The sequence below is a fragment of the Kitasatospora sp. NPDC023385 genome, assembly GCF_055664045.1.
This window is the reverse complement of the sequence record NZ_JBVOOL010000001.1, coordinates 481,243-493,559: the sequence shown is the minus strand read 5'-3', so window position 1 is coordinate 493,559 and position 12,317 is coordinate 481,243. Positions and strand designations below refer to the sequence as shown.

13 protein-coding genes and 1 pseudogene are annotated in these 12,317 nt (G+C 74.2%); 7 read left to right on the top strand and 7 right to left on the bottom strand.

Annotated elements, in window-relative coordinates; translation table 11 throughout:
- Window positions 1–48 precede the first annotated feature (48 nt).
- From AC0B61_RS02170 to AC0B61_RS02160, 3 genes and pseudogenes are all read right to left on the bottom strand, one after another.
- Window positions 49–357: an SbtR family transcriptional regulator gene (locus AC0B61_RS02170; RefSeq protein WP_471738840.1), complete on the bottom strand. Its 309-nt coding sequence runs from the start codon at window positions 355–357 to the stop codon at window positions 49–51.
- 60 nt (window positions 358–417) lie between these two features.
- Window positions 418–474, bottom strand: a pseudogene (locus AC0B61_RS02165) (hypothetical protein); the annotation flags it as partial.
- Window positions 475–650: 176 nt separating this feature from the next.
- Complete coding sequence (locus AC0B61_RS02160) at window positions 651–1,910, bottom strand: Cmx/CmrA family chloramphenicol efflux MFS transporter (protein ID WP_471738671.1); 1,260 nt, start codon at window positions 1,908–1,910, stop codon at window positions 651–653.
- Window positions 1,911–2,207: 297 nt separating this feature from the next.
- Here AC0B61_RS02160 and AC0B61_RS02155 point away from each other — a divergent pair, with 297 nt between their 5' ends.
- From AC0B61_RS02155 to AC0B61_RS02140, 4 genes are all read left to right on the top strand, one after another.
- Window positions 2,208–2,750, top strand: a complete 543-nt coding sequence (locus tag AC0B61_RS02155; protein WP_471738670.1) for a GNAT family N-acetyltransferase — start codon at window positions 2,208–2,210, stop codon at window positions 2,748–2,750.
- A 259-nt stretch (window positions 2,751–3,009) separates the two neighbouring features.
- Entirely contained in the window at window positions 3,010–3,930 is a 921-nt protein-coding gene (locus AC0B61_RS02150) for a DUF6891 domain-containing protein (protein ID WP_471738669.1), read from the top strand.
- A gap of 152 nt (window positions 3,931–4,082) precedes the next feature.
- Window positions 4,083–4,382 carry a hypothetical protein gene (locus AC0B61_RS02145; protein ID WP_471738668.1) on the top strand — a complete coding sequence of 100 codons (300 nt, stop codon included), beginning with the start codon at window positions 4,083–4,085 and terminating at the stop codon, window positions 4,380–4,382.
- A gap of 156 nt (window positions 4,383–4,538) precedes the next feature.
- A complete protein-coding gene (locus AC0B61_RS02140; RefSeq protein WP_471738667.1) occupies window positions 4,539–4,796 on the top strand; it encodes a hypothetical protein in 258 nt (85 codons plus the stop codon).
- A 56-nt stretch (window positions 4,797–4,852) separates the two neighbouring features.
- Here AC0B61_RS02140 and AC0B61_RS02135 read toward each other — a convergent pair whose 3' ends face one another.
- Window positions 4,853–5,779, bottom strand: coding sequence for a diacylglycerol kinase (locus tag AC0B61_RS02135; protein ID WP_471738666.1), 927 nt, complete (start codon window positions 5,777–5,779; stop codon window positions 4,853–4,855).
- Window positions 5,776–7,398: an FAD-binding oxidoreductase gene (locus AC0B61_RS02130; RefSeq protein ID WP_471738665.1), complete on the bottom strand. Its 1,623-nt coding sequence runs from the start codon at window positions 7,396–7,398 to the stop codon at window positions 5,776–5,778. The genes AC0B61_RS02135 and AC0B61_RS02130 overlap by 4 nt, the downstream gene beginning before the upstream one ends.
- Window positions 7,399–7,418: 20 nt before the next feature.
- On the opposite strand from AC0B61_RS02130, the gene AC0B61_RS02125 reads away from it, so the two are divergent.
- Entirely contained in the window at window positions 7,419–8,111 is a 693-nt protein-coding gene (locus tag AC0B61_RS02125; protein ID WP_471738664.1) for a helix-turn-helix domain-containing protein, read from the top strand.
- Entirely contained in the window at window positions 8,108–9,658 is a 1,551-nt protein-coding gene (locus AC0B61_RS02120; protein WP_471738663.1) for a glycerol-3-phosphate dehydrogenase/oxidase, read from the top strand. Before AC0B61_RS02125 ends, AC0B61_RS02120 begins: the two co-directional genes overlap by 4 nt.
- Before the next feature lie 77 nt (window positions 9,659–9,735).
- Here the strand turns inward: AC0B61_RS02120 and AC0B61_RS02115 are convergent, their stop codons facing one another.
- Window positions 9,736–10,029 carry a hypothetical protein gene (locus AC0B61_RS02115; protein ID WP_471738662.1) on the bottom strand — a complete coding sequence of 98 codons (294 nt, stop codon included), beginning with the start codon at window positions 10,027–10,029 and terminating at the stop codon, window positions 9,736–9,738.
- A gap of 281 nt (window positions 10,030–10,310) precedes the next feature.
- On the opposite strand from AC0B61_RS02115, the gene AC0B61_RS02110 reads away from it, so the two are divergent.
- Window positions 10,311–10,886: a TerD family protein gene (locus AC0B61_RS02110; protein ID WP_471738661.1), complete on the top strand. Its 576-nt coding sequence runs from the start codon at window positions 10,311–10,313 to the stop codon at window positions 10,884–10,886.
- An 86-nt stretch (window positions 10,887–10,972) separates the two neighbouring features.
- Here AC0B61_RS02110 and AC0B61_RS02105 read toward each other — a convergent pair whose 3' ends face one another.
- Entirely contained in the window at window positions 10,973–12,223 is a 1,251-nt protein-coding gene (locus tag AC0B61_RS02105) for an FAD binding domain-containing protein (protein WP_471738660.1), read from the bottom strand.
- Between the last annotated feature and the right edge of the window lie 94 nt (window positions 12,224–12,317).

The window sequence follows — 12,317 nt, the reverse complement described above, 5'->3', positions numbered from 1 at the left end:
GGGAATGGCCCGATGGGGATCGGCGGCGCACAACGCGTGTGCGCCGGCTCAGGGGCGGGGGCAGAGGCCGCCCGTTACCAGCCGGAAGAGGTGGTTGCGGCGCTCGGCGAGGGTGGGGTCCCTGCCGGCAATCCAACTCAGCACGTTGGCGGGGGCGAAGACGTCGAGTGGGGTGACGTCCGGGCGGATCAGGCCTTTCCGCTGGACGGCGTCGATCAGTCGTCCGCCGGCCTGGCGCATTCCCTGGCAGCCGGCGTGCAGGGTGGACTCCGGGTCCTCGATGGTGGCCATCAGAGTGGCGGGCAGGCCCTGGTAGACGCCGGCGTCGAGGGTGAACTCGTAGAGCCAGTCGGTCAGCGCGCGTTCGGCCGGTTCGGTGACGGCGAGGTGCTCGAAGCGGCGGCCGAGCAGTGCCTCCAGCAGGTCCTCCCGGCTGGGGAAGGGCCGGTAGAGCGTACCGAGGCCGACGCCGGCCCGCCGGGCCGAGCAGGGGGCACATCCAGGGCAAGATCGTGCTCAGCGTGGTCGAGTAATCGAGTAGACGCCGCGGAGGCGAGTGCCGCCAGTGCCGGGGGCGGGGACGCACCGGCGGACGCTGCCGGGGCCGTCCACGTTCTCTGGCCCACACACAATCGGATCGGGCCCGGCCGTCAGCTCGCCCCGGGCCGGGTCGTGGGCGGGCCCGCGGGTCGGCCCGGGAACGAGGACGCGGATGGGCTCGCAGGTGGGTCCGTGAGTCGGTTTGTGGGTCGGTTCGTGGGTCGGCTCCTGCGTCGGATCGCGGCGATCGGCAGGGCGAGCGCGACGAGGAGTCCACCGGTGTGGAACGGGCCGAGGCCGCCGGCTGCCGTGTCGAGCCTGGTCGCGGCGAACAGCGGCCCTGCGGCGGCACCGACGTTGAGGGCGGTGGTCGAGTAGGCGCCCGCCATGGTGGGCGCTCCGGCGGCCTCGCGCAGCACCCGGGTGATCAGGGTGCTGCCGACGGCGAACGACAGCACGCCCAGCAGGAACACCAGGGTGAGCAGGGCGCCCGGTTCGTCCGCGAGGACCGCCAGCACCGGCCAGCCGGCCGCCAGCAGTGGGCCGCCGACGGCGAGGACCATGCCGGGGTGCCGGTCCGCCAGCCGCCCGGCGGCGGTGACGCCGACGAAGGACCCGGCCCCGAACAGCACCAGGACGACGGGCACCCACAGTACGCCGAGCCCGGCGGCGCCGGTCACCACGGGCGCGAGGAAGGTGAGTCCGCCGAAGGTCGCCGCGTTCACCAGCGCGGCCGCCAGCATCACCCGCAGCAGCGACGGGCGGCGCAGCTGCCGCAGTTCGGCGCGCAGGGCCGGGCCGTGCGGCTCGTCCGCCGCCGTCGCGGGGGCGGCGGCCAGACCCCGGGCGAGGCCGACGGCGGCGGGCAGGCAGAGTGCGGCGACGGCCCAGAACGCGGCACGCCAGCCGAACAGCGCGCCGAGGACCGCGCCGCCCGGCACCCCGGCGACCGTGGCCACCGTCGTCCCCGACAACAGCACCGCGAGCGCCCGCCCCATCCGGTCCGCCGGGACCAGCGCGGCGGCCGTGGTCAGCGCCACCGCTAGGAACCCGGCGTTGGCGAGCGCGGCGACCACCCGGGTCGCCAGCAGCAGCGGGAAGCTCGCGGTCACGGCGCCCACGGCGTGCGCCGCCGCGAACACCAGGAGGAACCCGAGCAGAGTGCTGCGCCCCGGCCGGCGGCGGGCCGACGCGGCCGTCAACGGGGCGCCGACCGCCATCCCGATCGCGAAGGCCGAGGTGAGGGCGCCCGCCGTACCGACGGTGACGCCGAGGCCGGCGGCGAGGTCCGGTAGGAGGCCGGCGAGCATGAACTCCGAGGTACCCATGGCGAACACGGCCAGGGCGAGCAGGTAGAGCGGAAGGGGCATCGAAAGCTCCGGGAGCGAGGAGAAGCAACGAGGAACGGCGTCTCGTCACCGCAATCAGCCCCCGAGGGCGCACTCACGCGCAGCGGCGCTCGCGCGGCTGTGGGCGCGAGCGCGGACGCGAGCGGAGCTCAACGCCTCAACGGGTGCGGGGGTGCAGGGGGCTGACGGCGTGACCGAAAGCCCCCACCCTGGATGCCTCAGGGCTCGACATGTTCCGCACGCTACCCGATGGGCGGCCGCTCCGGCACCGGGATTTTCCACTTGCCCGCGTGGACCGGGTGACGTTGGCTTGGCGGCATGAGCGAACTGCGCACCGCACGCCTGCTGATCCGCCGCTGGCGGGAGTCCGACCTCGCCCCCTGGGCCGCGATGAACGCGGACCCGGAGGTCCGCGAGCACCTCGGCGGCCCGCTCACCCGCGAGGGGAGCGACGCCTCGGTGGCCCGCTTCGAGGCGGCGATCGAGCGGCGCGGGTACGGCTGGCTGGCCGTCGAGGTGCGGGATAGCGGTGAGTTCGTCGGCTTCGTCGGCCTGGACGACATCGAGGAGACGGACCCGGTCGACGGAGTCGAGATCGGCTGGCGCCTGGCCCGCTCCGCCTGGGGCCGCGGCTACGCCACCGAGGCGGCCCGCGCCGTCCTCGCGTACGGCTTCGACACGCTCGCCCTCCCCGAGGTCCTGGCCATCACCACGGCCGCCAACCTGCGCTCCCAGTCGGTGATGCGCCGCCTCGGCATGACCCACGACCCCGCCGAGGACTTCGACGACCCCGCCGCTCCGCCGGGCCCGCTCCGCCACAACGTGGTCTTCCGGTTGCGCCGGGAGGACCGTCGGCCGTAGGCGTGCCACCGCGTGACGGGGGCGGCGGCGTCCCGAGGGAGGGCCGACCGGGAGACGGTCGGCGGCGCCTCGGTCGACAGCGCCCTGCGGCGGTCGCAGGCCGCATCCGGCACGACCACCGGCACCGCCCGCGAGCCGACGGTTCGACCGCACAGCATTCGACCGCACAGCAGTGGAAGCGTCAGTCGGTGGCCGGGTCGGATCCTGGGCAGGTGCCGACTCCGGTCTCGATGTCAGTGCCGTGTGCAAGGGTGCCTCCATGCTGGCGATCACGGTGCAGACGAACGACGGGGTGCGGCGCTCCCGGCCGCGCGCGGACGAGTTGGCGGGGCTGGTCCGGCGCATCGGCGCGGACGACGACCGCTTCCTCGTCGTGGAACGGATACCGGACCTGCCGGACGTGTACATCCAGGTGTGGCACGCGGACGGCGGGGACTACACGCTGGAGCACCGCGACGGATCCGCCGAGCGGCACTTCGAGGTGCGGCTGGACGGGCCCGGGCCGGTGGCCGAGACGATGACGGCGTGGGCACGCGGCGCGTCGGGCTGGGGCGACGGCCTGGACTGGAAGCTCCTCGACATGGGCCCGGCGCCGGAGCCCGTGCCGCCGCCGGAGCTGGACGCGGACGAGCGGCCGGAGTTGGAGGACCGGCTGCGGCTGACGCTGGCCTGCGGCTACACCGGCCGGGCCGAACTCGCGGAGCAGGCCGAGGAGTACCTGGTGTCGGGCGACCGCCGTCCGGTCTCGCACGCCCAGGCCGAGCGACTCGCCGACCGGCTCTGGCTGGAGCGCGTCGGTGAGCAGACCGGCTGGATCGGCGAGACGGACCCGGAACGCCTCGCCCGAGCCTTCGCCGCCCTGGAGGCGAGCGGCATCACGGCCCGCGAGGACTTCACCTGCTGCCGCTCCTGCGGCGAGTCCGAGATCGGCGCCGCCGGAGCCCCGGACGCCCGCGGCTTCGTCTACTTCCACTCCCAGTGCACGGAATCCGCGGCCGCCGGCCAAGGCCTCTCCCTCCTCTACGGCGGCTTCGACGGCTCCCCGTCGACCACGACCGCCATCGGCCAGGAGGTGGTCACCGCCCTCGCGGCCGCTGGTCTGCCGACGGTATGGAACGGCGATCCGTCGCACGCGATCGAGATGCGCCCCCTGCTCTGGCGCCGTCGCCTCAGCGGGTGAGCGGCGCCCAACGGCCGTACCTTGCGGGCGGATGAAGGCTCACACGGCGAACGTCGAACGTTGGACGCCGAGCGTCGGCCGGCGGAATGGGGGAGCAGCGTGCTGCAGGTCGGGCAAGTGCCGCGGAGCAACGCGCGGGAGCTGTGGGGGCGTTGCCGAGGAGCCTGCGGCGGCAGCTGATCGCGGCAGCCCGGCGGGGCCGGGGCTGGGAGGAACGCCGGGTGGCGGCGGTGGCGGTCGGCTGGGCCTGGCAGGTGCTGGGCACCCCGGAAGGCCGCCGACGACCGGACCTCGGCGAGCGGCTGCGCTACGCGCTCACCGCGGTCCTGAGCGCCGGCCCGGGCGCGACGGCGGGTGTCGACGTCCTCGACGGATCCCCGGCCCACGACGCCAACCCGCTGGTCCGCCACTGGGCCCGGCAGGTCGAGGTGACCAACCCGGTACGGCGGTGAGGTAATCCCCGTGGTCCTGGTGGATCCGTCGCGCAGCCGGAGTGGGCAGCCGGAGTGGGCAGCCGGAGTGGGCGGCTGGGACAGCCATCCGGTGTCGGTCGGCGAGTGCGTCGCCGGGCTCGGTGGATGAGCGGGACTCATCGGGGGGCGACGGCGATGAGCCTGGTGAATGCCCGGGATGAAGCGCCGACCCAGGCGACGGTCGGCGGCGCGCCAGGCCTGATGAGCCTTGCCTGGCTTCGTGGAGGATCGAGCCCCTGGAGCGCTACCGGACAACGCCTGCTCGCGCATCTGCACGGAACGGGATTCACCGGCGCGCCGCGCCCGTACGGGCACAGCGATGACGGCGCCGAGGAATTCGTCGAGTACCTGCCGGGAAAAGTGGGGCACGATGGCCGGGGCGCCGAGGCGTGATGAGGGCCTGGTGGTCGGTGCCGCGGTTCGGTCGGCGGCACCGCGGCACCGGTGTCTCACGGCACCAGGAGGTGGAGGGCGTGCTTCTCGACGGCGACTTCCACCGGCAGCGGGGTGATGAACTCCCCGTCGGCGTACGCGGTGATGCCCGGGGACTCGATGCGCAGGGACTCGGTGCGCAGGGTGGTGACTTCCGGGCGGGTGGTGTGGGTGCCCTTGAAGAGGGTGGGGAAGAAGCGGGCGATGCGCAGCCGGGGCATGGCGTCGACGAGGGTGACGTCGAGCAGGCCGTCGTCCGGGAGGGCGTCGGGGCACATGAGCATGCCGCCGCCGTAGCTGCGGGTGTTGCCGATGGCGGCGAGGGTGAGGTCGCGCTCGATGACGGTGCCGTCGGCGAGGGTGATCCGGAACGGCAGCGGGCGCAGGTTGGCGAACTCGATGAGGATGGCGAGGTTGTAGCGCATCCGGCCGCGTGGCCAGCGTAGGCGGTTGGTGCGGTCGCTGACCAGGGAGTCGAAGCCGGTGGCGAGGATGGAGCCGTACCGGCGGACGGCGCCGTCCGGGCCGGTGACGCGCCCGACGTCGACGGTCCGGACCCGGCCGGCGGCGATGACGTCGGCGGCGGCCTCGGGGTCGCCGAGGGGAAGGCCGTACGCGCGGGCGTGGTCGTTGCCGGTGCCGGCCGGTACCACGCCGAGCGGGACGGGGGTGCCGGCGAGGGCCTGCAGGGCGAGGTTGACCATGCCGTCGCCGCCGACCACGGCCACCGCGTCCACGCCGTCCGCCGCCGCCTCGCGGGCGAGGCGGACGGCGTCCTCGGCGGAGCGTCCGGCGTGCGGTTCGGCCTCGATGCCGAGGGAGCGCAGGCGGGCGACGGCCCGTTCCGCGGCGGGGCCGGCGTGGCCGGCGCCCGCTGCCGGGTTGGTGAGAACGGCGACCCGGCGCACGCTTCTCGGGCCGGCCGGCCCATGAGCGCGGCTCATGGGATCAGCTTGCCGGGGTTGAGGATCCCCGCCGGGTCGAGCTCGGCCTTGACGGCGCGCAGGATCCGTACGCCCAGGTCGCCGACCTCGTCGGTCATCCACGGGCGGTGGTCGGCGCCGACGGCGTGGTGGTGGGTGATGGTGCCGCCCGCGCCGACGATGGCGTTCCCGGCCGCGTGCTTGGCGGCGCCCCAGCGGGTGAGCGGGTCCTCGCCGAGGGCGGCGACGACGGTGAAGTAGAGCGAGGCGCCGGTCGGGTAGACGTGCGAGATGTGGCAGAGCACGAGCGCGCCGGGAAGGGCGTTGGTCAGCGCCTCGGTGACGGCGGTGCGCAGGGTCGGCAGGCGGCTCCAACTCGCCGCCGTCTCCAGGGTCTCGCACAGCGCGCCGGCGCGGAGCAGCGAGTCGCGCAGGTAGGGGGCGTTGAACCGGCCGTGCTCCCAGGCCCGGGCGGGGGTTTCGCCGAGCGAGGTGGCGCCGGCGGCGAGCAGGGCCGCCCGGGTCGCGTGGTGCCGGGCGGCGACCTGCTCGGCGTCGCCCTCGAAAACGGTGACGGCCAGGCAGCCGGTGACCGTCGGGGCGCCGCCGATCTGTTCGGTCATGGCCAGGTTGACCATGGTCTCGGCCTCGTCGGAAAGCCGGATCACGGTCGGGCCGGTGCCCTGCTGCTCGACGGCCCGCAGCGCCGCCGTCCCGGTGGCGAAGTCGGGGAAGCTCCATGCCTCGTACGCCTTGGCGGCGGGCAGCGGGTGGACGCGCAGCCGGACGGCGGTGATCACCCCGAGGGTGCCCTCGGAGCCGAGGAAGAGCTGGCGCAGGTCGGGCCCGGCAGCGGAGGCGGGGGCGCGGCCGAGGTCGAGCGTCCCGGCGGGGGTGACCACCCGCAGGCCGCGCACCATCTCGTCGAAGCGCCCGTATCCGGCCGAGTCCTGGCCGGAGGAGCGGGTGGCCGCGAAGCCGCCGATGGTGGCGTAGCGGAAGCTCTGCGGGTAGTGGCCGAGTTCCCAGCCGCGTTCGGCGAGCAGCGCTTCGGCGGCGGGGCCGGTGAGGCCGGCACCGAGGACGGCCTCGCCGGAGGTCTCGTCCAGGTCGAGCAGTCCGTCGAGGCGGCGCAGGTCGAGTGAGACGACGGCGTCGAAGGCGCCGCGCTCGGGGTCGAGGCCGCCGACGACGCTGGTGCCGCCGCCGAACGGGACGACGGCGATGCGGCGTTCGACGCACACCGCGAGGACGGCGGCGACGTCGTGCTCGTTGCCGGGCAGGACGACGGCGTCGGGCGCGTCCTGCGGTTCGCGGCTGCGGCGGCGCAGCAGGTCGGGGGTGGACTTGCCGCCGGCGCGCGGCAGGCGGTCGGCGTCGGCGGCGCTGACGTGGTCCTCACCGACGGCGTCGGCGAGCGCCTTGACGTCCTCGGGGGAGAGCCGGGAGGGACGCAGGACGACTTCGTCGGCGCCGGGCCCGGGGGCGGCGTCGCCGGTGACGCCGAGGGCGGCGGCGAGCAGCCCCTTGATGTCGGCGGACAGCTCCTTGGCCAGGGCCGGGTCGCCCCAGGCGTCCCACTTCATCGGGGGGAGCGGAAGCGCGGCGCCGGCCGGTCCCGCTTGCGTCTCAGATGCCATGCGTTACAGTTTCACACATCATGTCAAGTAGTAACGCCGAGCCGGCGGCAGCAACCGGGCAGCCCCGCAGCACCGACGACGCGATCCTCGACGCCGCCGCCGACCTGATCGTCCATCTCGGCGTGCGCCGCACGCAGTTGGCCGAGATCGCGCGCCGCGCCGGGGTCAGCCGGCCGACCGTCTACCGGCGCTGGCCGGACGTCCGGGCGGTGATCGGCGCGCTGCTCACCCGGGAGATCCTGGCCACGCTGGAGGGCGCCTCCCTGGAGGGTGCATCCCTGGAGGCCGCTTCGCGGGAGGCTGCTTCGTGGGAGGGCGACTCCCTGGGGGGCGCCTCCCCGCAGGATTCCGCCTCTGGCGTCCAGGACCGGGAGACCTTCGTGGAACGGGTCGTCGAGGTCGCCGTCCGGCTGCGCGACCACCCGGTGCTCGGCGCGCTGCTGCGCTCCGACGACTCCGACCTGCTGCTGGAGTACGTGGTCGAGCGGCTCGGCGCCAGCCAGCGCGGCCTGCTGGAGGCGCTGCGCACCGGCATCGAGCAGGGGCAGGCCCACGGCTCGATCCGGGCCGGCGAGCCGATCGAACTGGCCGCCATGGTCCTGCTGATCGCCCAGTCCACCGTCCAGTCGCACCGCATGGTGGCCTCCCTGCTGCCCGAGGCGGCCTGGCGGCGCGAACTGGCCAGAGCACTGAACGGATACCTCGCACCATGACGCCGCCCGCCGTCGGTCCCTTCGCCGGAACGAGCCGACTCAACGCCGTCCGCCGCACGCTGGAGCTAGAAGCGCTCGGCGATGACCCGCACGTCGACCTGCTGGTCATCGGCGGCGGCGTCACCGGCACCGGAGTGGCCCTGGACGCCGCCTCGCGCGGCCTGCGCACCGTACTGGTCGAGTCCCGCGACCTGGCGTTCGGCAGCAGCCGTTGGAGCTCCAAGCTGGTGCACGGCGGTCTGCGCTACCTCGCCTCCGGCCGGATCAAGGTGGCCCGGGAGAGCGCGGTCGAACGCGGCGTGCTGATGACCCGAACCGCTCCGCACCTGATCCGTGCACTGCCCCAACTGGTGCCGCTGCTCCCGGACTTGCTGCGCCCCGGGCAGGCTGCGCTGGTCCGCGCAGGCTTCCACGCCGGGGACGCGCTGCGGGCCGCCGCCGGTACGCCGGGCGCGCTGCTGCCCCGGATGCGCCGGATCGACGCAGCCCGCACCCGGCAGCTGGTGCCGGGCGTGCGGACCGTCGGCCTGCGCGGCGCGCTGGTCGCGCACGACGGCCAACTCGTCGACGACGCCCGCCTGGTGGTCGCCCTGGCCCGCACCGCCGCGCAGTACGGCGCGAGCGTGCTGACCAGGGTCCGGGCCGAGGCCGTGACCGGCACCTCCGCCCGGCTGGTCGACACCCTGACCGGGCAGGAGATGACCGTACGGGCGGGCGCGGTGGTCAACGCCACCGGCGTCTGGGCGGGCGACGTGGACACCTCGATCACGCTGCGGCCCAGCCGGGGCACCCATCTCCTGGTGGACGCCGAGTCCCTGGGGAACCCGACGGCCGCCCTCACCGTGCCGGTGCCCGGCTCGACCAGCCGCTTCGTCTTCGCCCTGCCGCAGCAGCTCGGCCGGGTCGCGATCGGGCTGACCGACGAGGACGCCCCGGGCCCGATCCCGGATGAGCCTCAGCCCACCGAGTCCGAGCTGTCCTTCCTGCTGGACACCGTCAACGCCGCCCTCGCCACCGCGCTGACCAGGTCGGACGTTCGCGGCGCCTACGCCGGGCTGCGCCCGCTGATCGACACCGGCGGCGGCAGCACCGCGGACATCTCGCGCGAGCACGCGGTGCTGGAGTCCCCGTCCGGGATGGTCACCGTGGTCGGCGGCAAGCTCACCACCTACCGCCGGATGGCCGAGGACGCGGTGGACGCCGCCGTCCGGCTGCGCGGCCTGCCCGCCCGGTCCTGCTGGACCGCCCGGCTGCCCCTGGTCGGCGCCCCCGCACACCGGGACAGCCGACCCCTGCCCGGCGCCGGGGCGCCCGCCTCGCTGCTCGCCCGGCACGGCGGCGCCGCCCACGAGGTGCTGGCGGCCGGGGAGGCGGCGCCGGTGGCCGAGGGCCTGGACGTGACACGCGCCGAGATCGCGTACGCGGTCACCCACGAGGGCGCGTTGGACGCCGCCGACGTGCTCGACCGGCGCACCCGGATCGGGCTGGTCGCGCAGGACGCGGAACGGGCGCGGGCGGCGATCGAGGAGATCGTGGCGGAATGCTGACGGCTCGTCGGGTTGGTTGATCTCCTCCTCGAAGCCCGGTGCGGGCCGTGGCGTCGGCCGGGAGGTGGGAGGCGGTTTCAGCGGGCCGTGTTCTCCGGCATGGCATGCTCGGCACCGGCGAGTTCCAGGACGCAGGACAGCGGGTGCTCGGCCGTGCCGGTGCGATCCAGCGTGACCGCGAGTGGCAGGGGCGGCTCCTCGGCGATCTGGGCGGCGAGAAGCAGCGGGTAGCTGCCGTGCCCGTGGACGCGGTGGAAGGCCAGCTCCTTGCCGTCCACGAGCAGCTCGGTCTCGGTGATCCAGCCGGAGCGGACGTTGACGGTCACGGAGTGCCCGCCCTGGTCGATGTGGAAGCTGTACCGCTGGCGCATGGGAACCTCCCGCGAGGGCGCCGCGCCCGGGACCGGGAATAGGGGGAGCCACCGCCAGTCTAGGTCGGCCGCGCCGCCCCGGCGCCCCGGCCGGTACGGTGATCGGCATCAGCGCCGGCCGCACCGGCCGCACCGATGAGGGAGATCGAGCTGATCGGTTCCCGCCGGCGCCCCTGAAATCGCCCCGGAGAAATTCCCGGGGCGAAGCCCGCCTGCAGACGGATTCTCGTGATCTCTACAGTGTTGTAGATTCGTTTGCAGGGAGATCCGAGGAGGGCATTGTGGGAGTTTCGCTGGCCAAGGGCGGCAACGTCTCGCTGAGCAAGGAGGCGCCCGGTCTGAGCGCCGTGATCGTCGGTCTCGGCTGGGACGTGCGCACCACCACCGGGGCCGACTACGACCTGGACGCCAGTGCACTGCTGTGCAACGCGCTCGGCAAGGTGATCTCGGACCAGCACTTCGTCTTCTTCAACAACCTTCGCAGCCCGGACGGTTCGGTCGAGCACAGCGGCGACAACCTGACCGGTGGCGGCGACGGCGACGACGAGCAGATCAAGGTCGAGCTCGACCGGGTGCCGGCCGACGTGACCAAGGTGGTGTTCCCGGTGTCGATCTACGACGCCGACGCCCGGCTGCAGAACTTCGGCCAGGTCCGCAACGCGTTCATCCGGATCGTCAACCAGGCCAACGGCCAGGAGATCGCGCGCTACGACCTGACCGAGGACGCCTCGACCGAGACCGCGATGGTCTTCGGTGAGCTGTACCGCAACGGCGCCGAGTGGAAGTTCCGCGCCATCGGCCAGGGCTACGCCTCGGGTCTGCGCGGCATCGCGACCGACTACGGCGTCAACGTTTGATCGTCGGCGTCTGATCTGTGACGTCTGACGTCTGACGTTTGATCGCTGACGTCTGACGCTGTCCGATTAGTGCGGGGTTCCGGCGGTCACGAGGAAGGCTCGGTCCGGTCGAGCGCGTGGCCGCCGAAACCCCCGCTGCCGGTGAGCTGGTGCTGCCACCAGGCGGTCATCGCCGGCTCGTCCATGGCGGCCCAGTCCGGTGCGTCGGTGACCTGCGCTCGGCCGAGCGTCCGGCCCAGGCTCACCAACTCCCGCCCGACCGCGCTCCGTTCTCGGTCGTAAGCGGACAGCAGCGCGGACCAGGAGCCGCCCGTGCGCCCTGCCTGTTCGAAGGCGTGGACGTCCTGCAGGGCCTTCACGGCGCCGCTGGTGTTGTGCGGGCGCACGACCGTGGCCGCGTCGCCGCCGATGAGGAGCCGACCGGCCGTGCGGCGCGGGGTCGCCAGGTCGTAGACGGGCTGCAGGAAGGTCCGTTCGCGCGGGGTCAGCGTGACCAGCCCGGCCCAGTACGGCGGCAGGTGCCGTTCGGCGAGCTGCCGCAGCTCGTCCAGACGGCCGTCGGTGAGGGCGCCGGCCGGGATGCCGGCCGGGCCGTCCGGGCGCAGCCAGGTCGGGGTGGGCGCGTAGAAGACCCAGTTCACCTGGGTGCTGCCCGGGTCGAGACCGGGGATGCGGTAGATCACGACCTGGCCGCCCCGATAGCAGACGGTGATGCACTCCTCCTCCGGCCAGACCGCGGCCCCGCCGGGCAGTTCCGCCAGCAGTGCGGCGTCGTAGCTGCCGCGCCAGCACACGTATCCGGCGAACTCGGGTGCGGCCTGTGGGCAGACGGCGGTGCGCACCACCGAGCGGTAGCCGTCGGCGCCGATCACCAGGTCGTACGCGTGGCGGCCGCCGTCGGGTTCCTCGACCCAGGCGCCCTCGTCGTCGCCGCCGACCGCGGTGACGGTCGTGCCCAGCCGGAACTCGACCTGCTCGGGCGTCCGTTCGCGCAACGCCTGCCAGAGCCCGGCCCAGTGGTGGGAGTGGAACGGGAAGGGCTGGTGCCAGAGCAGCCGCCCGCGCCCGTCCGGGCCGTCGCCGCCGTCGGCCGGTCCGCGGGTGATCCAGCGGCGGACGGTGAGGCGGTGGCGGCGGGTGTCCTCGGCGAGGTGCCCGGCGCGGACCAGTTCGTCGAAGCGGTCGTTGTGGGTGCAGATCCCCACGCCGCGGTCCTCCAGCCGTCCAGGGCTGCGTTCCAGCACCACGACTCGTTCCGCGCCCAACCGGGCGGCGGCCCCGGCGAACGCGCTCCCGGCGATGCTGCCCCCGACCACGGCCACCGAGCCACCCCGCACAGCCGCCTCCTCTCCCGAGCCTGCGATTCCCGCGCCTGTGACGTGTGTCGGTTAGGTCCGAACGTGCGATGTCGAGCTGGTGACGTCCGAACCT

Bases quoted from the DNA above. Each gene is read 5' to 3' on its own strand.
- AC0B61_RS02155 (WP_471738670.1), top strand. From the start codon at position 2,208: ATGAGCGAACTGCGCACCGCACGCCTGCTGATCCGCCGCTGGCGGGAG.
- AC0B61_RS02120 (WP_471738663.1), top strand. From the start codon at position 8,108: ATGACGCCGCCCGCCGTCGGTCCCTTCGCCGGAACGAGCCGACTCAAC.
- AC0B61_RS02140 (WP_471738667.1), top strand. From the start codon at position 4,539: ATGAGCCTGGTGAATGCCCGGGATGAAGCGCCGACCCAGGCGACGGTC.
- AC0B61_RS02150 (WP_471738669.1), top strand. From the start codon at position 3,010: ATGCTGGCGATCACGGTGCAGACGAACGACGGGGTGCGGCGCTCCCGG.
- AC0B61_RS02125 (WP_471738664.1), top strand. From the start codon at position 7,419: ATGTCAAGTAGTAACGCCGAGCCGGCGGCAGCAACCGGGCAGCCCCGC.
- AC0B61_RS02135 (WP_471738666.1), bottom strand. From the start codon at position 5,779: ATGAGCCGCGCTCATGGGCCGGCCGGCCCGAGAAGCGTGCGCCGGGTC.
- AC0B61_RS02160 (WP_471738671.1), bottom strand. From the start codon at position 1,910: ATGCCCCTTCCGCTCTACCTGCTCGCCCTGGCCGTGTTCGCCATGGGT.
- AC0B61_RS02130 (WP_471738665.1), bottom strand. From the start codon at position 7,398: ATGGCATCTGAGACGCAAGCGGGACCGGCCGGCGCCGCGCTTCCGCTC.
- AC0B61_RS02115 (WP_471738662.1), bottom strand. From the start codon at position 10,029: ATGCGCCAGCGGTACAGCTTCCACATCGACCAGGGCGGGCACTCCGTG.